Source organism: Aquitalea pelogenes, assembly GCF_001515305.1.
GTDB classification, from domain to species: Bacteria; Pseudomonadota; Gammaproteobacteria; order Burkholderiales; family Chromobacteriaceae; genus Aquitalea; species Aquitalea pelogenes.
In genome coordinates this window covers 1-19,582 of record NZ_LNQV01000047.1, presented here as the reverse complement: position 1 = coordinate 19,582, position 19,582 = coordinate 1, and the positions used below count along the sequence as shown (strand labels likewise).

The following is a 19,582-nucleotide window of genomic DNA, read 5'->3' as shown; positions in this document are numbered from 1 at the left end:
CATGGCCAGCATTGACCTGCATTTTCATTCACATGCCTCGGACGGCGCCCTGCCGCCGGCTGAAGTGATTGCCCGCGCGGCAGAGCGTGAAGCCACGCTGGTGGCGCTGACCGACCACGACTGCACCCGCGGTCTGGCCGATGCGCGTGCCGCCGGCTGCCGCCCACGGTGTCGATTTCCTCAATGGCGTGGAAGTGTCTGTCACCTGGAATGGCAAGCACACCGTGCATATTGTCGGGCTGGGGATAGACCCGGAACATGCGGCACTCAAGGCGGGCCTGCAGTCCATCCGTGATGGCCGGGTACAGCGCGCACAGGAAATGTCCGACTCGCTGGCCCGTATCGGCATTCATGGCGCTTTCGAGGGCGCGATGGCGGTGTGTGAAAACCCGGAAATGGTGGGCCGTACCCACTTTGCCCGCTTTCTGGTGAACAGCGGCGAGGTCAAGGACGTGCGCACGGTGTTCCGCAAATACCTGACGCCGGGCAAGCCGGGTTATGTGCCGCATGAATGGGCGCGGCTGGCCGATGCCGTCGGCTGGATTGTCGCCTCAGGCGGCATGGCGGTGATTGCCCATCCCGGCCGTTACGATATGGGCCGCACCCTGATCGAGCGGCTGATTCTGGACTTCAAGGACGCTGGCGGCCAGGGCATCGAAGTGGCCAGCGGCAGCCACAGCCTGGACGACATGCACAAGTTTGCGCTGATTGCCCAGCGTTACGGCCTGTTGTCCAGTGCCGGCAGCGATTTCCATGCTCCGGGCGAAGGTGGCCGCGACGTGGGCCGTACTGATGACCTGCCGCCCATCTGCCAGCCGGTATGGCAGGCACTGCAGGAGCGCATCATCCGCGCCCCGCGCGCGGCATAAACCAACACTAAAGCACACACATGGCACAGTTTTTCATGATTCACCCGGACAATCCGCAACAGCGGCTGATCCGGGAAGCCGCCAACATCCTGCGTAATGGCGGGGTGGTGGTGTATCCCACCGACTCCTGTTACGCGCTGGGCTGCATGCTGGGCGACAAGAAGGCGATGGAGCGCATTCTGGCCATCCGCCAGATCGAACTCAAACACCACCTGACGCTGGTGTGTCACAACCTGTCCGAGCTGGCCAACTACGCCCGCGTCGACAACAGCCAGTTCCGCCAGCTCAAGGCCGCCACACCCGGCAGCTACACCTTCATCCTGCAGGCCACCAAGGAAGTGCCGCGCCGCACCCTGCATCCCAAGCGCGCCACCATCGGCCTGCGGGTGCCGGACCACAAGGTGGCACTGGCGCTGCTGGAAGAGCTGGGCGAGCCCATCCTGTCCTGTACCTTGCTGTTGCCGGGCGACGAGGAAGCACTGACCGACCCGTATGAAATCCGCGAGCGGCTGGAGCATGTGGTGGATGCGGTGATTGACGGCGGCTGGTGCGGCACCGAACCCACCACGGTGATTGACATGACCGATGGCGTGGAACTGCTGCGCCAGGGCAAGGGCGACGCGGCCATTTTCGGTCTGTAAAACCTGCTCTGGAACCATCCGTGCCTGCCCCCATCTAGTGGGGGTCAACGTTTTCATTTGAAAAAGAAGCCATGGGCGATACTTCTCAACTGATCCAGCAGATCAGCATTTATGCCTTGCCAGTTTTGCTGGCCATTACCCTGCACGAAGCAGCGCATGCTTATGCGGCCAAACGTTTTGGCGATGCCACAGCCTATATGCTGGGCCGCATGACGCTGAACCCGCTCAAGCACATCGACCCGGTGGGCACGGTGCTGCTGCCGCTGTTATCGCTGATGATGGGTGGCGTGCTGTTTGGCTGGGCCAAGCCGGTGCCGGTGAATTTCGGCGCGCTGCGCAATCCGCGCTCCGGCATGCGCTGGGTGGCTGCCGCCGGGCCGCTGTCCAACTTTGTCATGGCGGTGATCTGGGTGCTGCTGTTCAAGCTGGCCATCGTCATGGATAACAGCTATACCGAGCCGCTGGCGCTGATGAGCAAGGCCGGCATCAATATCAACGTGATGCTGATGGTGCTGAACCTGCTGCCCTTGCTGCCGCTGGATGGCGGCCGCATCGTGGAAAGCCTGCTGCCACCCGGCATGGCCTACAAGTATTCCCGGCTGGAGCCCTATGGCATGTGGATCCTCATTGCGCTGCTGTTTACCGGCGCACTGATGCCGCTGCTCAATCCCTTGCGCCAGCTGGTGTATCATCTGCTCAGTCTGTTTCTCTAACTTGCGGGAGGCCGCCTTGCCCGGTGGCCGACACAGCCTGTACCGTCCGCGCAGCAGCATGCGCAGCCCGGCACAGGCTTTGTCATTCCCGGACCATCTGGAAATCACACCATGTTTGCCAATCGCATCCTTTCCGGCATGCGCCCCACGGGCAGCCTGCACCTGGGTCATTACCACGGCGTCATCAAGAACTGGGTAGAGCTGCAATCCAGCCACGACTGTTACTTCATGGTGGCCGACTGGCACGCGCTCACCACCAATTACGACGACGTGGCCATCATCGAAAAGAGCATCTGGGACATGGTGATCGACTGGCTGGCCGCTGGTGTCGACCCGGAAAAGGCCACAGTGTTCATCCAGTCCAAAGTGCCGCAGCATGCCGAACTGCACCTGGCACTGTCCATGGTGACCCCGCTGTCCTGGCTGGAACGGGTTCCCACCTACAAGGACCAGATCGAAAAATTGTCCACCAAGGACCTGGGCACCTACGGCTTCCTCGGCTACCCGCTGCTGCAGGCGGCTGACATCCTGGTGTACAAGGCCGGGCTGGTGCCGGTGGGCGAAGACCAGGTGCCGCACATCGAACTGACCCGCGAAGTGGCCCGCCGCTTCAACAACCTGTTTGGCCGCGAGCCCAATTTTGACGAACTGGCCCAGGCCGCTGCCAAGAAAATCGGCAAACAGGGCAAGCAGTTCATGCAGCAACGTACTGCCTATCTGCAAGACGGCAATGCCGAAGCCCTGCAAGCTGCGCGTGAGATTCTGGCCGCCAGCCAGAACCTGGGCGTGGCCGACCGCGAACGTCTGGCCGGTTGGCTGGAAAACAAGGGCAAGACCATCCTGCCGGAGCCGGAAGCCAAGCTGACCGCCGCCTCGCGCATGCCGGGCCTGGATGGCCAGAAGATGTCCAAGTCCTACGGCAACACCATCACCATGCGCGAATCGCCGGAGCTGGTGAGCAAAAAAGTGAAGGCCATGCCGACCGACCCGGCCCGCGTGCGCCGCACCGATGCCGGTAATCCGGAAAAATGCCCGGTATGGCAGCTGCATCAGGTGTACAGCGACAATGACACCCGCGAATGGGTGAAAAAAGGCTGTACCAGCGCCGGCATCGGCTGTCTGGAATGCAAGCAGCCGGTGATTGACGGCGTACTGCGCGAACAGCAACCGATGTTCGAACGTGCCGAGCAATACCTGACCCATCCGGACCGGGTAAAGGAAATCGTGTTCGAGGGCTGCCGCCGCGCCGAGAAGGTAGCCAAGGAAACCATGGGTGACGTGCGCGCTGCGATGGGGCTGGGTTTCTGAGTGCAGCTGACAAAACTGCTGTTGCAGCATCGTACTCTTGCGACGGTCTGCACGCTTCATCTGCCATGAAGGATCAAAAAAGCCGGAACAGACGTTCCGGCTTTTTTTATTGAATCTTTCTAGTCCCGGCGATTTCAGTGCTCGACACGTGGCAGGAAGATTTCCGCCAGCATGCAGCGGCAACTGCCGCCACCGACTGCTTCAATGGTGGGGATGGGGTTGACCACCGGCTGGCCGTGACGCTCCAGCACCCGTTGCTGTTGCGGGGTGAAGCCATTCCAGGCGCGTTGCGACATGGCCAGGAGCGGGGTGCCGTCCTGTGCCGCCAGTTGCAGGATATTGCCGCAAAAGTGCTGTTCCACTTGTTCATGACTGATGTGGATCACCTCGTGGGTGGATTCCAGCGCGGCCAGCACCCGTTGGCGTTGTTCCGGCTGATACAGGCTGTCGGCGCAGATTACTGCGATATCCTGTCCCACCGACATCATCACATTGCTGTGATAGATGGGGACGCCGTGGCTGTCGGCGGTGTCGAACAACTGCACATCGTCCAGACCACGCAAGCGGGCGTAACGGTATAGCGCCAGCGGATGGCAGCGCTGTGAGCGGGCGGCATACACCCGGCGGCGGGCATGGTCGAAAATCATCACCCCGGTGCCTTCCAGAATCAGCTCTTCTTCCCACGGGTGGCCCACCCAGCTGATCTGGTTGATCTGGTAATCATGTTGCAGCAACAGCCGCGCCAGTTCTTCCACCCGCCTTTCCTGCCGGCGGTTGGGCGTGTGCATGGGGTAGATGTGCAAGCTGCCATCGGCGCTGGTGGTAAACCAGTTGTTGGGAAATACCGCATCCGGGGTGGGAATGCCGTCCGGGCTCTTTTCCAGCACCATTACCCGCAGGCCGTGGTCTTGCAGACGGCGGTTCATGGCGTCGAACTCGGCCATGGCCTGGGCGGTGACGGCGGCGGCGGGCAGGTTCAGCCGGTGCTGGAATACATTGTCGGCACCGGTCTGTTCGTTGAAGCAAAGTCGACCGGGCGCACCATGACCACGGCGCGAGCCAGCTGCGGTTGTGCCGGGCGGTTCAGCGACAGCGGCTGAATCCAGGGCAGATTCTGATTTCCCATGTGATGAATTCGGGGCGGAGTGTGGAGGGTGCTGGTATAGTAGCCAGATCAAGATCAAACAAAAAGTTGGATTTGTTTGACATTTCCATAATGATTTGGAATGGATTTTCACCTAGCCGCCCTCAAGGCCTTTGTCACCGCCGCACGTGAAGCCTCGTTTTCCCGCGCTGCCGACTGCCTGCATCTCACCCAGCCCGGTCTGTCCAAGCGCATCCGCAGCCTGGAGGATGGCCTGCGGGTGGAATTGTTCGACCGCATCGGCCGCCGCACGGTACTGACCGAAGCCGGGCGCGCCTTCCTGCCGCATGCGCTGCGTATTCTGGCCGAGGCCGAGCAGGCCAGCCAGCTGCTGCGTAGCCTGCAACCGGCCCAGGTGGGCAAGCTGCATCTGGCTACCACCCAGCACATCGGTCTGTATTACCTCAAGCCCGTGCTGGCCGATTTTGTGCGCCAGTATCCCGGCATCGACCTCACCGTGGATTTCAAGACCTCGGCCGAAACCCACAAGCTGCTGTGTCAGGGCGAGCTGGAACTGGGCTTCATGTCCGAACCGCCCTTGCACGAGCAGGCGCTGGACTATGTGGCGGTGCTGGAGGAAAGACTGTGCTTTGCCGTGTCCGGGCAGCACCCGCTGGCCCTGCTGGACTCCCTCACCCTGCAGGACCTGGCGCGTTATCCCGCGCTGTTGCCCGGCAGCAATACCCGCTGCCGCCGGCTGATTGAAAACCTGTTCCAGCAACAGGCCACCCCGCTGGATGTGCGTGAGCCGTCCAATTATCTGGAAGCCCTGCGCATGCTGGTAGAGGCGGGGCTGGGCTGGACAGCGCTGCCGGAAGTGATGATCAGCAGCACGCTGTGCCGTTTGCCGCTGGCCGAGCACGAACCCTCGCGCACCATCATGCTGGCCTATCACCGCAAGGTCAGCCTGTCCGGCCCGGCGCGGCTGTTTCTGGAATGGGTCAAAACCCACCCGCTTGGCGTAAACTCTGCCGCATGAGTACCCCGACCTCGCCCGACAACTTTGCCCTGACTGCGCCGGAATTGCCGGCCGGCCTGCCCATTGCCCATGTGTTTGGCCAGCCGGTGCTGGAAGTGCCACAAGACCTGTTCATCCCGCCCGATGCCCTGCAGGTGATTCTGGAAAGCTTCGAAGGCCCGCTGGACTTGCTGCTCTACCTCATCCGCAAGCAGAACCTGGACGTGCTCAACATCCCCATGGCCGACATCACCCGCCAGTACATGGGCTATGTGGATGCCATGCGTGCCGAACGGCTGGAGCTGGCGGCCGAATACCTGCTGATGGCGGCGCTGCTGATCGAAATCAAGTCGCGCCTGCTGCTGCCACGCCCGCCGCTGGATGAAGAAGGCGAGCCGGACGACCCGCGTGCCGAACTGGTGCGCCGCCTGCTGGACTACGAACAGATGAAGCTGGCCGCGCTGGAACTGGACAAGCTGCCACAGGCCGACCGCGACTTTGCCTGGCTGGCGGTATTGATCGAGCAGGGGGCGGAGGCAAGGCTGCCGGATGTCGCCGCGGTGGATCTGCGCCAGGCCTGGCTGGCCATCCTGTCCCGCGCCAGGCACAAGCGCAGCCACAAGGTGGAAAAGGACGAGCTGTCGGTGCGCGAGCAGATGAGCTGGATTCTGCGCTACCTGACGGGGCGCGAATACGTGCCGTTCGAGGAACTGTTCGAGGTGGACAAGGGCGTGGCCCATCTGGTGGTCAACTTCATCGCGGTGCTGGAACTGGTGAAGGAAGGGCTGATCAAGGTCAGCCAGGACGCGGCCTATCAGCCCATCTATGTGCGCATCGCCATCAACTGATGCCGCCCACTGTTGCATACAGCACAGTCGCGGACGAATAGACAGTGTCGCTCGCGTGGATTTCATGTAAAATCCGCGCCTTCCCCCGCGCAATGTATTTCGCTCCCGTACCCCGCAAGCCGGGCCGGGCGATATCAGGTCCGATGACCACCATCACCGACTTAAACTATCTCAAGATCGTGCTGGAAACGGCATTGTTGACCGCGACGGAACCCTTGTCGGTATCCCAGCTCAAAAAGCTGTTTACCGAAGACATCAAGGCAGCCCTGCTCAACGACATCCTGGAAGACATCCAGGCTGACTGGCGTGGCCGCGGTGTGGAACTGGTGAAGCTGGCCAGTGGCTGGCGCTTTCGCGCCCGGGCCGAATTCACCCCCTACCTGTCACGGCTGAACCCCGAAAAACCGCCGCGTTATTCGCGTGCCGTGATGGAAACCCTGGCGATTATCGCCTACAAACAACCTGTTACCCGTGGTGATATCGAATCCATCCGTGGCGTGTCGGTATCCACCAGTGTGATGCAAACCCTGCTGGAGCGGGGTTGGATTGAAGTAATCGGGCACAAGGACGTGCCCGGCCGGCCGGGGCTGTATGCCACCACCCGCAAGTTTCTGGATGATCTTGGCTTTGTTTCGCTAAGGGATCTGCCACCGTTGGCAGACTTGGGAACACTGGTCATACCCGATGCCCAGCCACAAGAGATCGGCAGCGAAGACGCCGAAGACACTCTCCCCCTCGACGATGAGGCGGACAATCTGGAGCCACTGGCAGAGTAGCCCGTGCGCTCGTACTGAAAGAGCATGATTTATGTCTACCAAAGGACAAAACAACGCCCGCCAGCCGGTGGCGCGTGTAAAGGGCCGCGAAAGCACCAGCCAGCGCCGTCAGCCTGACGCCGCACGTGGCAATGCCCCGCAGCAGCAAGGCCGTGGCAAGCCGGGAGGCTTTGGCAAACCGCGCAACCCGCAAGAAGCCGGTGGCAAGCCGCAAGGTCGCCGCCCGGCACCGCGCGATGCCTATGGCAACCTGATGCAGCCGCAAGCCGGTGCCGCCCCGCACGAAAGCGCACCACTGTTCAAGATGAGTCGTGCCGAACTGGCACAAATGGAATTGCAACGCCAGGCCCGTGGCCTGCCGCGTGATGAAAACGGCGAACCCAACGGTAATGTGGCCGAGCCGAAAAAACCGGCCAGCAACCGCCGCAAGGAAACCGTGAACCGCCGTGGCGAAGTACAGGCCAAGCCCGCAGGCACCGGCAAGCGCAACCAGTCGGAAAACAATCGCCAGCAACAGGCTGCCCGTCGTCAGGAAAAGGCCGAGCGCCTGCAAGCTGAAGGTGGCGAAGCCCTGCAACACGAGCGCCGCTTTGGCAACAAGAATGCCGCCATGCCGGTGGCCGATGGTGAACAAAGCCCGCGCGAACAGCGTCGTGCTCCCGCCGCGGGCAAACCGCGTGCAGAAGGCAAGTCGCTGGTGATCAAGGCAAAAAAGTTGCGTCTGCGCAGCCCGAGTCAGGACGTGAAAGAAAAGTCCAAGCGGCTGCGCGAGGTACGCCTCGACAAGGAACAGATTGAACCGGTACGTCTGCAAAAGGCGCTGTCGGCATCTGGTGTTGGCTCCCGTCGCGAGATGGAAGAGTGGATTGAAGCCGGCCTGGTGATGGTCAATGGCAAAAAAGCCAATCTGGGCGACCGTGTCGGCCCGGAAGACCGCGTCACCGCCAAGGGCGACGTGATCAAGCTCAAATGGGCTGACCGTCTGCCGCGCGTCATCATGTACCACAAGCAGGAAGGCGAAATCGTTTCGCGTGACGATCCGGAAGGCCGTGTCAGCGTATTCGACCGCCTGCCACAGGCCAAGAGCAGCCGCTGGGTGGCCATCGGCCGTCTGGACGTCAACACTTCCGGCCTGTTGCTGATCACCACCAGCGGTGAACTGGCCAACCGCATGATGCACCCCAGTTTCGAAGTGGAGCGTGAATACGCGGTGCGCGTGCTGGGCGAGCTGACCCCGGAAATCGCCAAGGAAATGACCGCCGGTGTCGAGCTGGAAGACGGCCCGGCTGCCTTCCAGCGCGTATTCCAGCGCGGTGGTGCCGAAGAAGGTGCCAACCAGTGGTACAACGTGGTGATCAAGGAAGGGCGTAACCGCGAAGTGCGTCGCATGTTCGAACACTTCGGCCTCACTGTCAGCCGTCTGATCCGCGTCCGCTTTGGCAACCTGGGCCTGCCCCCGCGCCTGAAGCGCGGTCAGTTCTACGAACTGAACGAAGCCGAAGTGGCAGCGGTGATGAAATGGTCTGACCTGACCATGACCGGCCGCAAGAAAACCCGCGGCAGCAAGGGCGAGTGAGCCGCCGCCACTGGCCGTCGCTGACGGCACTGGCGACGCGTGCAGGCAAATGGGTGGCTGCCTTGCGGTCACCCGTTTTGCATTCTGACGACGTGTCGCATCAAGGCAGGCAGCAGGCAACCCTGCCTGGGGCGGCTGCCCGCTTGCTGGCTGGCAAGCGCGGTCCGCGTGCCTCGGTGGTCATCATCCAGGATGGCCGGCTGTTGATGATGCAACGCATCAAGAATGGCAAGGAATACTATGTCCTGCCAGGCGGCACCATCAAGTCTGGCGAAACCCCGGCCATGGCCGCGGTGCGAGAGACGCGCGAGGAAACCGGGCTGAATGTCTGGCTGGCCGAACAGCTGGATGTGCTGGAGCACAAGGGGCGTATCGAGCATGTCTTCCTGGCCAGCAAGTTTCGTGGCACGCTGCGCCTGGGCGGGCCGGAACTGGCGCGCATGACCGAGGACAACCAGTATCATTTGCTGTGGCTGGACTATCAGCAGTTGCAGCAGCTGAAACTGCGGCCGAAAAACCTGCTGATGTATTGCCAGGAATGGCTGTTGCCGCCGCACAAATAATGGCTTGATGAACCCGCCGTACCGCTTTCACGCAAGCGGTCTGCAACCCAAGGCTGGAAGATTCGCATGAGCAAGGCATTTACCCGAGAAAACGACGAAGCAGAAGACGATCTGCCAGCCGAACAGCGGCTGCCCGCGTCCAGCAAGAACTACATCACCCCCGGTGGCTGGTTGCGGCTGAAGGACGAGCTGTACCAGCTGGTCAACAAGGAAAGGCCGGAGGTGGTGCAGATCGTCAACTGGGCTGCCAGCAATGGCGATCGCTCGGAAAACGGCGACTATCTGTACGGCAAGCGCCGCTTGCGCGAAATCGACCGCCGCATCCGCTTTTTGACCAAGCGGCTGGAGCTGGCCGAAGTGGTGGACCCGGAAGCTCGTGAGGCGACAGATCAGGTGTTTTTCTCCGCCACCGTGCTGATTGAGCGCGGCGATGGTAGCGAACAATTGCTGCGTATTGTCGGAGTGGATGAAATCGACCTGTCGCGTGGCCATATCAGCTGGATTTCACCAATTGCCCGCACCCTGATCAAGGCGCGCGAAGGCGACACCGTGCTGTTTCGCGGGCCGGATGGCGATGAGGATATCGAAATCCTGGAAGTGCGCTACGAGAAAATCAGCTGAACCCACCGGGTTTGGTCACAAGCAAAAGCCCGTGCAGTTTGCACGGGCTTTTTTGCGTCCGGGGCTGCGTATTGTCCCTAGTGCTTGCCTTCGTCTGGCTCCTGACGGCCAGCCAGCTGGCTGTTGACCGCCATCCAGTCGCGGGTGGCGGTGTCGCCAATGCGGCTGAACGCCTGGCTGAGCAGGCGGGCTTGCTCCTTGTGCAGGGCTTCTTCCAGCTTGCGTCCTTCGCTGGTCAGCGACAGTTGCTTCACCCGCTTGTCGTGGCTGGCCGCCACGCTGGCAATCAGCCCCATTTCCACCAGTTGGCGCAAGGGCATGTTGATGGCCTGCTTGGTGACATCCAGTGCGCCCAGCAGGTCCTTGACCGACAGGCCGGGATAGCGGGCCACAAAGAACAGGATGCGGTGATGTACGCGGGCCAGGCCACGACGGGCCAGTATTTCATCCGGCTTGGCGGTAAACGCCTTGTAGGCATGGAAGAACACTTCCATCGCCGCGCGCAGGTCAATCGAGCTATCAGTGTCAGGCATGTTGACGGCTTCCCCGCCTAGGGGTAAATTAGGTCAAAAAAATTGACGTTTATTGTTCGTTGGATTGGCACAGCAGTAAACCATATGGCGGTAGCAGCCCAACAACAACACTGCTACAGGAGCTCCGCTTCCGTAGGCTTACCACCCTCGGCCACGGCGATATGGTTGACATACTGATGTGACAATCAGGGAGATTACCATGTTTTCAGAACGTATCGAACGACTGATGGGTTCGCTGATCCGCGAAATTCTGGCCGCGGCACAGCGCCCTGAAGTCATTTCCTTTGCCGGTGGCCTGCCGGCAGCCAGCTGTCTGCCCAAGCTGGACTTTACCGGCATGCCGCAGTCACTGGCGCAATATGGCACGACCGAGGGTGAACCGGAACTGCGTGAGCTGATTGCTGCCCAGGCGCGCAAGATGGGGCTGGACTGTACTGCCCAGCAGGTGCTGGTGCTGTCCGGCTCGCAACAGGCCATCGACCTGGCGTCCAAGCTGTTCATCGACCCGGGTACACCGCTGGTGACCGAAGGCCCCACCTATCTGGCCGCCTTGCAGTCATTCAAGCTGTTCGGTGCCAAAATCACCGCCGTGGCACAGGAAAACGGCCAGCTGTCGCCGGACAAGCTGGATCAGGCCCTGCGTACGGCCAAGCCGCGGCTGACCTATCTGATTCCCAGCTTCCAGAACCCGTCCGGTGCCTGTTACAGCGAGGAAAACCGCCGTGCACTGGCCGAGGTGATCGACAGCCATGGCCTGCCGGTTTACGAGGATGATCCGTACCGCGCACTGTCCTACGATGGCGAAGCACCGGCACCGCTGGTCAGCCACCTGAAGAACACGCCGTGGATTTATGCCGGTTCCTTCTCCAAGACCCTGGCACCGGGCTTGCGCGTAGGTTATCTGATTGCCTCGCCGGAACTCTACCCGCATCTGGTCAAGCTCAAGCAATCCACCGACCTGCACAGCAATCGTCCCGGTCAGTGGTTCATTGCCCAGCAACTGGCCAGCGCGGATTTCCCGGCTCACCTGCAATCCTTACGCGATACCTACCGCGTTGGCCGCGATGCCATGCAGCTTGCGCTGGAAAAGCATTTTGCCGATCTGGCAGACTGGCAGGTTCCCAAGGGTGGGCTGTTCTTCTGGCTGACGCTGAAGCGGCCGCAAGACACCCGCGAGCTGCTGAAAGTGGCGCTGGCGGAGTGTAATGTCGCCTTCATGCCGGGTGAGCCGTTCTACCCCGATCCGGAAGATGGCATTGGACACTTGCGGCTCAATTTCAGCCACGCAGCACCGGAACGGATTGAAGAGGGTATCGCGCGACTGGCTGCTTTGGTAGGTGCTGCACAAGGCTGAGTCCGTACGGTATTGGCCAACAAAAAGCCGCTCAAGAAGAGCGGCTTTTTTCTTGCTGCAGTTGGCTGGTTTCAGCTGCCGATAGGCCCTGCGCCTTCCAGCATGGTCACCCCGGCAAGGCCGGAACGGAACACCGCCTGTTGCAGGGTTTCCACCGCCTTTTTACGGAAGAACTGCTTGCGGGTCACCAGCAGGACCCGGCGCTCGGGTGCCGGAGCCTCGAAGGGGACTACCGACAACAGGCTGTCATCGCCGGGGCCGATGGAGGTGGATGGCATCACCGTCACCCCCATGCCGCTGGCCACCATATGGCGGATGGTGTTGAGCGAGCTGCCCTGCAAGGTGCTGGCCAGGCCCGAGTGGTGGTTCTGCTTGCTGGCCAGTTCGCTGCATGCCTGCAACACCTGATCACGGAAGCAGTTGCCCTGGGTCAGCAGCAGCACGCTTTCGTCGGTCAGCTGGCTGGCATTGACGCAGTCCTGCTTCTCCCAGGGATGTCCCTTGGGCGTGGCCACCACAAAGGGCTCGTCATACAGCGGCCAGGCCACCGTACCGGCTTCTTCGAACGGGTCGGCCACGATGATGGCGTCCACTTCACCGCGCTTGAGCATTTCTGCCAGTCGCGCGGTGTAGTTCTCTTCCAGGATCAGCGGCATGTCCGGTGCCAGAATGCGCAGCGCCGGAATCAGCCGTGGCAGCAAGTAGGGGCTGATGGTGAAGATCACACCCAGCTTGAGCGGCCCCACCAGCTCGTTCTGGTGTTCGCCGGCCAGTCGCTTGACGGTTTCGGCTTCCTCCAAGACGCGCTGTGACTGCTCGATGATGCGTTCACCAATTTCCGTCACCGCCACTTCCTGGCCACCACGCTCGAACAGGGTGATGCCCAGTTCGTCTTCCAGCTTCTTGATGGCGATGGACAGAGTGGGCTGGCTGACAAAGCAGCTTTGTGCGGCGCGACCAAAATGGCGCTCGCGCGCCACGGCCACGATGTAGCGGAGTTCGGTCAGCGTCATGGTTTAGCGTTGATGCTCCGGCAGTACGATATTCACTTCCAGTACTTCGAAGTCGTCCTGGCGCTCCACCTGTACCTTGATATCGTCCAGATTGACCGACACGTACTTGGAGATCACCTCCATCAGCTCGCGCTGCAGTGCGGGCAGATAGTCCGGTGCGCTGCGGCCATTGCGCTCATGCGCCAGGATGATCTGCAGACGCTCTCTGGCAATGGCAGCGGTTTTCTGTCGTTTGCCGAACAGGATGTCGATAAGGGACATGGTTTAACCTCCGAACAGGCGCTTGAGCAAACCCACTTTGGGTGCATCAAGGAAGCGCATGGGGCGATCTTCGCCCAGGAAACGTGCAATCACGTCAGAATAGGCTTCGGCTACGTCGCTGCCCTTCAGATGAATGGCAGGGGTACCGGAGTTGGAGGCTTGCAGTACGGTTTGCGATTCCGGAATCACGCCGATCAGCGGCACGCGCAGGATTTCCTTCACGTCATCCACCGACAGCATTTCGCCCTTGTCCACGCGGGCAGGGGAGTAGCGGGTAATCAGCAGGTGCTCTTTCACCGGTTCGCCACCTTGCTCGGCGCGGCGCGATTTGGAGGCCAGAATGCCCAGGATACGGTCGGAGTCGCGTACCGAAGAGACTTCCGGGTTAGTGACGATCAGCGCTTCATCGGCAAAGTACAGCGCCATCAGTGCGCCTTTTTCGATACCGGCCGGGGAGTCGCACACAATGTACTCAAAGCCGCTGTCGGCCAGATCCTTCAGTACTTTTTCCACGCCTTCCTGCGACAGGGCATCCTTGTCGCGGGTTTGCGAGGCCGGAATGATGTACAGGTTGTCGCAGTTCTTGTCCTTGATCAGGGCCTGGTTCAGCGAGGCTTCGCCATTCACCACATTGATCAGGTCGTATACCACGCGGCGTTCGCAACCCATGATCAGGTCCAGGTTGCGCAGGCCGACGTCAAAGTCGATCACCACGGTCTTGTGGCCGCGCAGGGCCAGGCCGGAGGCAAAGCTGGCACTGGTGGTGGTTTTGCCGACACCACCTTTGCCGGAAGTCACGACGATGATTTTTGCCACGGTAAATCCTTTGATGTGAATTATTCGCCAAGCGCGGTCATGACCAGGCGCTCGTTCTCAAGTTGAATCTGGGTCGGCTTGCCCTTGATGCTCTCCGGCAAGGCCTGTTCGATAGTGCGATAGACGCCGGCAATGGAAACCAGTTCGGCTTCCATGCTGCGTACAAAAATGCGTGCGGCGGTATTGCCCCGTGCACCAGCCAGCGCACGGCCACGCAGCGGGGCGTAGACATGGATGTTGCCATCAGCAATCACTTCGGCACCGGCGCTCACCATGGCCAGTACCACCAGATCGCAGCCACGGGCGTAAATCTGCTGGCCGGCACGTACCGGCCGGTCCACGATCATGGTGCCGGGCGGCGGTGCCACCACGGCAGGTGCTTCTACCGGTTTGTTCTGGCTTTCGCTGCTGCTTTGGGTAGAGCGGGCGGGTGTTACGCCACGCACATAAGCCAGGCCGTAGCGGCTGGCCACTTCCGCCATGGATGTTTCCGGATGACGCAGGGCAACCACGCGGATGCCATGACGGCTGAGCATGGGCAGCAGCCGGCCGTATTCGGTGTCGGCAGCTTGCGGCAGGCCTTCCACATCCAGCAAAAAGGCTTCGGCCGGTGCATCACCGGCCGGACCGAAGCGGGCATCCAGGGCGGTGGTGAGTTCTTCCAGATTGTCCGTGTGGAGAATCAGGGCCAGCAGATCGAGGCTGGCAGATTTGATGTCAAAGGCGTTGGCCGCAGAGCTCATGGGTAGGCTTTATATAAATAGATTTCTTCTATGGAGCGAGTTTACTGGCTTGCACTGCCCCTTTCAATGGCGCTGAATCAAACTGCATGTGGTGAGGGGCCTGCTTTTTGCGCTGCAAAAAAAATCGTTGACGCCAGGGCCAGGAAATAGTCTTGCAACTGTAATGCTTTTGGAATGTTGCTGTTGTAAAAACACATACAAAATAGCTGTTTAGCGGATTGTGCGCTGCAACATTTTCTTGACCGCATACGCTGCTTTGGTTAAATTACGTTTGCTGCTGTGCAGCATCGGCGGCGAAACGGTTGTTGTGACTGTAAAGCTGAGTTGTATATCGACATTTCCAGGAGTAGCCATGTTTACCAATACCCAAGAATTCTCTGCTCTCGGCCAGGCGCAATTTGACAAAGCCGTTCGCCTGTCCTCCATCGTTCTGGCCGGTGCCGAACGCTTCGCCAGCCTGCAGCTGGAACTGACCCGCAAGCTGCTGGACAGCAATGCCAAGCATTTCAAGGCATTGACCGAAGTGAAGGACCCGAAGGCATTTGCCGAACTGCAAACCAGCCTGGCACAACCCAGCCTGGACCAGGCATTCAGCGTGGCACGTGAAGTGTACGATGTTGCCGTTGCCACCCAGGGCGAGCTGACCACTTTTGTGGAAGAGCAACTGGCAGAACAGAACAAGCTGTTGCTGACCAATCTGGACCGCCTGTCCAAGAATGCACCGGCAGGTTCCGATGTTGCAGTTTCTGCACTGAAGACCCTGGTCACCAGCTCCAACGCCGCTTTTGAAAGCGTGTCCAAGACCGCCAAGAAAGTAAGCGCTGAAATTGCTGAAGCCAGCGTGGAAGCTGCCAGCAAGCAAGCCAAGGCTACCGCTGCTGCAGTAAGCCGCAAAAAGCCGGCTGCGGCTACACCTGCTGCCTGATCCAGCTTGGCTGACGATAAAAACCCGCCATCTGGCGGGTTTTTTTATCAGATTAAAACCCCTCTCTCGCTTTCAGAAAGGAACGCGAGGCTCCCTTACAAGGTAAGAGCGGGGGATAGGGATTGGATGGGAAGGCTGCGGAATATAGTGCTTAATCGGAAGGCCCGGCTTTGCCGGGTCCAGTACAAATGTACCAATACTTTGTCTGCAGCCTGAAAACCCGCCATCTGGCGGGTTTTTTTGTTTGCTCAGTCCGCTTTGGGTGGCTGTTTTGGCTGCAAGGCAGCAAACACCTGCTGCAAGATGTCATGCAAGGTGTCGCGTTGCTGCATGGCCAGCACAATCAGCAGGGCCAGATTGGCGGCAAAGTGCGTCTGGCTGGCGGGTGGCAGGGCAAAGCGTTGGCGCACTGAGGCACTGTCAGCGGTATCCGGCGCAATGCCGTGGCTGCGTAGATAAGCCTGCGAAAGCTGCAACAGCTTGTCAGCGATTTGCCATTGCTGCTGCATCAGTGCTTCCCAATCGAGCAGTTGCGGGTTTGCTGTCGGAGGACATTGCTGCCATGCCACTTGCCAGGCGTGTTGCAGGGCTTGCATTACATGATGGGTGTAGCGCGCACTGCCAGAGGGGCCGCAGTGTAGCCAGGCCCCGGCCAGCGGAGCGCAATGATCCAGCCACTGCACGGCAGCAGGAGAGAGTGGTGCGCTGCTGCCGCACAACAGCATGAAGCCCAGTACTTCGCCTTGTGGCTGCCAGCTGGCACAAATTTCCACCAGTTGCTTGCCATGCTGGAGGCAGTGTCCGCTGCGCGTCGCCAGTGCCTGGCTGTCGTCTGTTGCCAGGTCCAGCCAGCAATTTTCCGCAAGATAGCCCTCCCAGTCAGGTGGCAGCCACAGCGGGCTTTCCCCCGGCACCTGGCACGGCAAACCGGCTGCCAGCAATCGCTGGCAGGTCCAGTGCAGTTGAGGTGAGGTGCCGTGAGGCTGAAACATGGGTGGGCCTTAAATGAGCAATTGCCTGTTCTGAACGGCAAGACCAAGATTGTTGATAAACCAGCCAAGTGCCTTGCCTGGGCATTCTTCTTTCCAGGCATAGAACATTTTGGTGCAACTACGTTTTTCCTTCAGTGATTTTTCCACAAGTTGGCCACTTTGCAGATAAGGCGTGGCAAGCATGCGTGGCAAATAGCCGATTCCCAGTCCAGCTACCATCAAGGCCAGCTTGGCATCCAGGGTGTGGACGGTGAGGACGTCCTGGCCATCCAGAATCCCTGCGGTGCGGGTGGGCAGGCGACGCGAGGTGTCTCCCAGCGAAATGATGCGGTGCTGGCGCAGGGTATGTGCCGCCAGCGGTTCCGCCGCGCTGGCCAGCGGGTGATTCGGGCTGACCAGAAACGCAAAGTCGATGGAGCCGATTTCACGGAAGAAGTAATCCCCGGCCGGTGGATGTCCCGGTGCTCCCAGTACCAGATCGGCACGCGCGTCATACAAGGCATCCCAGATACCGCCAAATACTTCGCGGTTAAAGCGCAGCTGGGTGCCGCTGCCCAATTCGTCAAAGCGCTGGATCAGCGGAATGAGCTGTTCGAACGGAATGAGGTCGCCAATGGTGATGACCAGCTCGCTTTCCCAGCCTGCTGCTTGTTGCTGCAGCCGGTGTTCGACACTGCGTGCGGCATCCAGCAGGTAGCGTCCGTCGCGCAGCAGCAGCTCACCCGCCGGGGTAAGCCGGGCGCGGTGACCGCTGCGGTCGAACAGCGTGATATCAAGGTCCTGTTCCAGTTTCTGGATGACATAGCTCACCGCGGAGGTGACGCGGTGCAGCTCGTCCGCAGCTGCGGCAAAGCTGCCGTTACGGTCGATGGCATCCAGAACCAGCAGGGCATCAAGGGATAATTTCATGTTCAAAATTATTGAATGAACTGTTCAGATCATTTCGCTATGAATGGGAATTTATCGCGTTTAATATTCATTTCACCAACCCGATGCAAGTAAATAAGCCAATACTAGCAAAGTAATTCTACGTATTCATGGCGAATTGTCATCAAAAAAATTGAATATTTTTTATGACGCGTGGCTGTTAATGCTTGCATTCATGCTTAATGAATGGAGTGAATCATGTTGAAAAAATTGATGCTGGCTGTTGTTGTTTCCAATGCTCTGGTCGCCGTTGCCATGGCCGACAGCGATGTACGCAGCCGTCCGGACAAGGATGTCCTCAAGCGTTATGAACAACAAATGAGCCAAAGCGATGCCCAGCGCAAGGCTGCCGACGAGCATGCCGGCAAGGCCATTGCCGCCAATCCGGCAGACTACCGTAATCATTGATCCGGTCAGGCAAACAAAAACGCCAGTGCATGCACTGGCGTTTTTTTGTCCGTGGCGGACACAAGCCTGCAGTGCAGGCCGTGTGAAGCTATTACTTGCCGAAGCGTTCAATGCCTTCCACCAGTTCGGTCTTGGCATCTTCCAGCGTGCCCCAACCGTGGATCTTGACCCATTTGCCTTTTTCCAGATCCTTGTAGTGCTCGAAGAAGTGCACCATCTGGGCACGCAGCAGTTCCGGCAGGTCTTCCAGCTTCTGGATGGACTTGTACATCGGGCACAGCTTTTCCACCGGTACGGCAACCAGCTTGGCATCGATGCCGCCGTCGTCTTCCATCTTGATCAGACCCAGTGCGCGACAGCGGATCACCACGCCCGGCGGCAGCGGGAAGGGGGTAACCACCAGCACGTCAACCGGGTCGCCATCGCCAGCCAGGGTTTGCGGCACGAAGCCGTAGTTGGCCGGGTACATCATGGAGGTGCCCATGAAACGGTCAACCACCAGGGTGTTCCACTCTTTGTCGAATTCGTATTTGATCGGCGCAGCGTTGGCGGAGATTTCGATCACGACGTTAAAGTCGCCCGGCATGTCTTTGCCCGGGCCGATGAGTTCCAGGTTCATCAGGCAGAATCCTTTGTTAATGGTGGTTGTTTACACGGAATTTCTTGCAGGATTATATCAGCAGCTGCCGTGTTGTGCGGTGCACAGGTATAATCTTTGACGGATTTGTGCACCAATCGGGAACACTATGTTTGACACGCTGATTACCGAATTTGACAAGGGTTTGCGCACCCTGTTTGCGCCGGCGCAAAGCCAGCGTCCACGGCCGGATGCCGGGCTGGAAGAGGCCGAACTCAGCGCCGAGGAAAAGCGTCATGCCATCGGCCTGATGCGGGTAAACCACTGTGGCGAAGTGTGCGCACAGGCGCTGTATCAGGGGCAGGCCCTGACTGCACGCAATCCGGCCGCGCGCGAAGCCTTGCAGCATGCCGCATTTGAAGAAGTGGAACACCTGGCCTGGACCGAGCAGCGCATTCGCGAGCTGGGTGGTCAGCCCAGTCTGCTGGGCCCGCTGTGGTACACCGGCTCGCTGGCTATTGGTGTGACGGCAGGCTTGCTGGGTGACAAGTGGAATCTGGGTTTTCTGGAAGAAACCGAACACCAGGTTGGCGCGCACCTGGACAGCCACCTGACAGCCTTGCCGGCAGCGGATGCCAAGAGCCGTGCCATTGTCAGCCAGATGCGGGATGACGAACTGCGCCATGCCGACATGGCGCACGAATATGGTGCGGCCCGCTTGCCGGCGCCGGTGAAAGGCTTGATGAAACTGACAGCCAAGGTGATGACGGTCAGCAGTTACCGGGTTTGATGCCTGATCAGGACATGTGTTGAAGATGCCACCTGCGGGTGGCATTTTTGTTGACTGATGGAATGCAGCAAAGTGGCTTTGGTGGCCGGAAATGAAAAAAGCCCAGTCTTGCGACTGGGCTGATTTCTGAATCCTGGCGTCCCCACGGGGAATCGAACCCCGGCTACCGCCGTGAAAGGGCGGTGTTCTAACCGCTAAACTATAGGGACTTTGGTGCACCCGGAGC

General features: G+C 59.9%; 22 protein-coding genes, 1 tRNA gene and 1 pseudogene. 14 read left to right on the top strand and 10 right to left on the bottom strand.

Annotation, left to right across the window (positions count from 1 at the left end; all coding sequences use genetic code 11):
- Nucleotide 1 precedes the first annotated feature (1 nt).
- The 4 genes and pseudogenes from AWT75_RS16790 to AWT75_RS16775 all read left to right on the top strand — a co-directional run bounded on the left by AWT75_RS16790 (nt 2) and on the right by AWT75_RS16775 (nt 3,531).
- Nucleotides 2–869 (top strand): annotated as a pseudogene (locus AWT75_RS16790) (3',5'-nucleoside bisphosphate phosphatase).
- Between the two features lie 20 nt (nt 870–889).
- Nucleotides 890–1,510 carry an L-threonylcarbamoyladenylate synthase gene (locus AWT75_RS16785; protein WP_045845574.1) on the top strand — a complete coding sequence of 207 codons (621 nt, stop codon included), beginning with the start codon at nt 890–892 and terminating at the stop codon, nt 1,508–1,510.
- Nucleotides 1,511–1,581: 71 nt separating this feature from the next.
- A complete protein-coding gene (locus tag AWT75_RS16780) occupies nt 1,582–2,223 on the top strand; it encodes a site-2 protease family protein (protein ID WP_045845575.1) in 642 nt (213 codons plus the stop codon).
- A gap of 111 nt (nt 2,224–2,334) precedes the next feature.
- Nucleotides 2,335–3,531, top strand: a complete 1,197-nt coding sequence (locus AWT75_RS16775) for a tryptophan--tRNA ligase (protein WP_045845576.1) — start codon at nt 2,335–2,337, stop codon at nt 3,529–3,531.
- A gap of 134 nt (nt 3,532–3,665) precedes the next feature.
- Here AWT75_RS16775 and AWT75_RS16770 read toward each other — a convergent pair whose 3' ends face one another.
- A complete protein-coding gene (locus AWT75_RS16770; protein ID WP_082696165.1) occupies nt 3,666–4,769 on the bottom strand; it encodes an arginine deiminase-related protein in 1,104 nt (367 codons plus the stop codon).
- Between AWT75_RS16770 and AWT75_RS16760 the strand changes: the two genes are divergently transcribed.
- From AWT75_RS16760 to greB, 6 genes are all read left to right on the top strand, one after another.
- Nucleotides 4,758–5,654 (top strand): LysR family transcriptional regulator, encoded by an 897-nt coding sequence (locus tag AWT75_RS16760; protein ID WP_062790623.1) that lies wholly within the window; start codon nt 4,758–4,760, stop codon nt 5,652–5,654. The genes AWT75_RS16770 and AWT75_RS16760 overlap by 12 nt on opposite strands.
- The gene (locus AWT75_RS16755) at nt 5,651–6,481 is read left to right on the top strand and encodes a segregation and condensation protein A (RefSeq protein WP_045845578.1); all 831 of its coding nucleotides are present in this window, start codon (nt 5,651–5,653) and stop codon (nt 6,479–6,481) included. Before AWT75_RS16760 ends, AWT75_RS16755 begins: the two co-directional genes overlap by 4 nt.
- 143 nt (nt 6,482–6,624) lie before the next feature.
- Nucleotides 6,625–7,257, top strand: a complete 633-nt coding sequence (gene scpB, locus AWT75_RS16750) for an SMC-Scp complex subunit ScpB (protein ID WP_045845579.1) — start codon at nt 6,625–6,627, stop codon at nt 7,255–7,257.
- A 328-nt stretch (nt 7,258–7,585) separates the two neighbouring features.
- Entirely contained in the window at nt 7,586–8,833 is a 1,248-nt protein-coding gene (gene rluB / locus AWT75_RS23115; protein ID WP_370302983.1) for a 23S rRNA pseudouridine(2605) synthase RluB, read from the top strand.
- Nucleotides 8,830–9,396: an NUDIX domain-containing protein gene (locus AWT75_RS16740; protein WP_052693794.1), complete on the top strand. Its 567-nt coding sequence runs from the start codon at nt 8,830–8,832 to the stop codon at nt 9,394–9,396. Before rluB ends, AWT75_RS16740 begins: the two co-directional genes overlap by 4 nt.
- 66 nt (nt 9,397–9,462) lie before the next feature.
- On the top strand, nt 9,463–10,017 hold the full coding sequence (greB, locus tag AWT75_RS16735; protein WP_045845581.1) for a transcription elongation factor GreB: 555 nt from the start codon (nt 9,463–9,465) through the stop codon (nt 10,015–10,017).
- 77 nt (nt 10,018–10,094) lie between these two features.
- Here greB and AWT75_RS16730 read toward each other — a convergent pair whose 3' ends face one another.
- Nucleotides 10,095–10,550, bottom strand: a complete 456-nt coding sequence (locus tag AWT75_RS16730) for a MarR family winged helix-turn-helix transcriptional regulator (protein ID WP_045845582.1) — start codon at nt 10,548–10,550, stop codon at nt 10,095–10,097.
- Nucleotides 10,551–10,749: 199 nt separating this feature from the next.
- Between AWT75_RS16730 and AWT75_RS16725 the strand changes: the two genes are divergently transcribed.
- Nucleotides 10,750–11,904 carry an aminotransferase-like domain-containing protein gene (locus AWT75_RS16725; RefSeq protein WP_062790621.1) on the top strand — a complete coding sequence of 385 codons (1,155 nt, stop codon included), beginning with the start codon at nt 10,750–10,752 and terminating at the stop codon, nt 11,902–11,904.
- Nucleotides 11,905–11,975: 71 nt separating this feature from the next.
- On the opposite strand, the gene AWT75_RS16720 is transcribed toward AWT75_RS16725, so the two are convergent.
- The 4 genes from AWT75_RS16720 to minC are packed head-to-tail and all read right to left on the bottom strand — an operon-like array spanning nt 11,976 to nt 14,737.
- The gene (locus tag AWT75_RS16720; protein ID WP_062790619.1) at nt 11,976–12,917 is read right to left on the bottom strand and encodes a LysR substrate-binding domain-containing protein; all 942 of its coding nucleotides are present in this window, start codon (nt 12,915–12,917) and stop codon (nt 11,976–11,978) included.
- A gap of 3 nt (nt 12,918–12,920) precedes the next feature.
- Complete coding sequence (minE, locus tag AWT75_RS16715) at nt 12,921–13,178, bottom strand: cell division topological specificity factor MinE (protein WP_045845585.1); 258 nt, start codon at nt 13,176–13,178, stop codon at nt 12,921–12,923.
- A gap of 3 nt (nt 13,179–13,181) precedes the next feature.
- Nucleotides 13,182–13,994 (bottom strand): septum site-determining protein MinD, encoded by an 813-nt coding sequence (gene minD / locus AWT75_RS16710; RefSeq protein ID WP_045845586.1) that lies wholly within the window; start codon nt 13,992–13,994, stop codon nt 13,182–13,184.
- Nucleotides 13,995–14,014: 20 nt separating this feature from the next.
- Nucleotides 14,015–14,737 (bottom strand): septum site-determining protein MinC, encoded by a 723-nt coding sequence (gene minC / locus AWT75_RS16705; RefSeq protein ID WP_062790618.1) that lies wholly within the window; start codon nt 14,735–14,737, stop codon nt 14,015–14,017.
- Between the two features lie 352 nt (nt 14,738–15,089).
- Between minC and AWT75_RS16700 the strand changes: the two genes are divergently transcribed.
- Nucleotides 15,090–15,662, top strand: a complete 573-nt coding sequence (locus tag AWT75_RS16700; RefSeq protein ID WP_045845588.1) for a phasin family protein — start codon at nt 15,090–15,092, stop codon at nt 15,660–15,662.
- A gap of 248 nt (nt 15,663–15,910) precedes the next feature.
- On the opposite strand, the gene AWT75_RS16695 is transcribed toward AWT75_RS16700, so the two are convergent.
- Nucleotides 15,911–16,654 carry a hypothetical protein gene (locus AWT75_RS16695; RefSeq protein ID WP_153013362.1) on the bottom strand — a complete coding sequence of 248 codons (744 nt, stop codon included), beginning with the start codon at nt 16,652–16,654 and terminating at the stop codon, nt 15,911–15,913.
- A gap of 9 nt (nt 16,655–16,663) precedes the next feature.
- Nucleotides 16,664–17,563 carry a LysR substrate-binding domain-containing protein gene (locus AWT75_RS16690; protein WP_052693795.1) on the bottom strand — a complete coding sequence of 300 codons (900 nt, stop codon included), beginning with the start codon at nt 17,561–17,563 and terminating at the stop codon, nt 16,664–16,666.
- Between the two features lie 216 nt (nt 17,564–17,779).
- Between AWT75_RS16690 and AWT75_RS16685 the strand changes: the two genes are divergently transcribed.
- Nucleotides 17,780–17,989 carry a hypothetical protein gene (locus AWT75_RS16685; RefSeq protein ID WP_045845591.1) on the top strand — a complete coding sequence of 70 codons (210 nt, stop codon included), beginning with the start codon at nt 17,780–17,782 and terminating at the stop codon, nt 17,987–17,989.
- A 91-nt stretch (nt 17,990–18,080) separates the two neighbouring features.
- Here AWT75_RS16685 and ppa read toward each other — a convergent pair whose 3' ends face one another.
- The gene (gene ppa / locus AWT75_RS16680) at nt 18,081–18,608 is read right to left on the bottom strand and encodes an inorganic diphosphatase (protein ID WP_045845592.1); all 528 of its coding nucleotides are present in this window, start codon (nt 18,606–18,608) and stop codon (nt 18,081–18,083) included.
- A gap of 127 nt (nt 18,609–18,735) precedes the next feature.
- On the opposite strand from ppa, the gene coq7 reads away from it, so the two are divergent.
- A complete protein-coding gene (gene coq7, locus AWT75_RS16675; RefSeq protein ID WP_045845593.1) occupies nt 18,736–19,356 on the top strand; it encodes a 2-polyprenyl-3-methyl-6-methoxy-1,4-benzoquinone monooxygenase in 621 nt (206 codons plus the stop codon).
- Nucleotides 19,357–19,490: 134 nt separating this feature from the next.
- On the opposite strand, the gene AWT75_RS16670 is transcribed toward coq7, so the two are convergent.
- Nucleotides 19,491–19,565, bottom strand: a tRNA-Glu gene (locus AWT75_RS16670).
- Nucleotides 19,566–19,582 lie beyond the last annotated feature (17 nt).